The sequence below is a fragment of the Mesorhizobium sp. M7A.F.Ca.CA.004.04.2.1 genome (genome assembly GCF_004022825.1).
Classification (GTDB): domain Bacteria; phylum Pseudomonadota; class Alphaproteobacteria; order Rhizobiales; family Rhizobiaceae; genus Mesorhizobium.
In genome coordinates this window covers 1-472 of the sequence record NZ_RZPH01001772.1, presented here as the reverse complement: position 1 = coordinate 472, position 472 = coordinate 1, and the positions used below count along the sequence as shown (strand labels likewise).

Here is a 472-nt window from a genome sequence, read left to right as displayed (position 1 = left end):
GCGCTGGCCGGGCCAGCTGTTGAGGAGGTAGTCGGAAGCCTCACGCGCCGTGCGCAAGAGCTGAGTGCTTCCCGCCGCGACTGACTTCACAGTCACAGGTGTTTCAAATCGGTTGTTTTCCATGGCCGCTCCTTACGCCATCGGCGTCTGCGAAGCGAGGCGAAAGTGCGCATACGTCCAGACGCCGCTTTGCGCCCCTTCATCCACCTTTAAGCAGCAACGACGGCAAAGCCTCTGGCGCGAAGACCGCGCCGATCGTTGGCCAGCGACGTCACCAGCCGGTCGCGGCTGCCGACGATGTGGCCTGACAGCAGGCGCGCGGCTTCATCGGCGTCGCCAAGGCGTGCCGACGCCAGTATGGCGCGATGTTCGGCCCAGGCGCGGCTGAGGGCCGCTTCGTCGCGGACCTCCAGCCAACGCGCCCGCGACAGGCGCGTCATGGCATCGCGCACCGCCCGGAACAGGAATTCAT

General features: G+C 66.3%; 1 protein-coding gene. It reads right to left on the bottom strand.

Going from position 1 to position 472, the window contains the following annotated elements:
* Window positions 1-209: 209 nt before the first annotated feature.
* Window positions 210-472 (bottom strand): FCD domain-containing protein (locus EN893_RS37490; protein ID WP_128362335.1); only part of this gene is annotated, 263 nt, incomplete at its 5' end.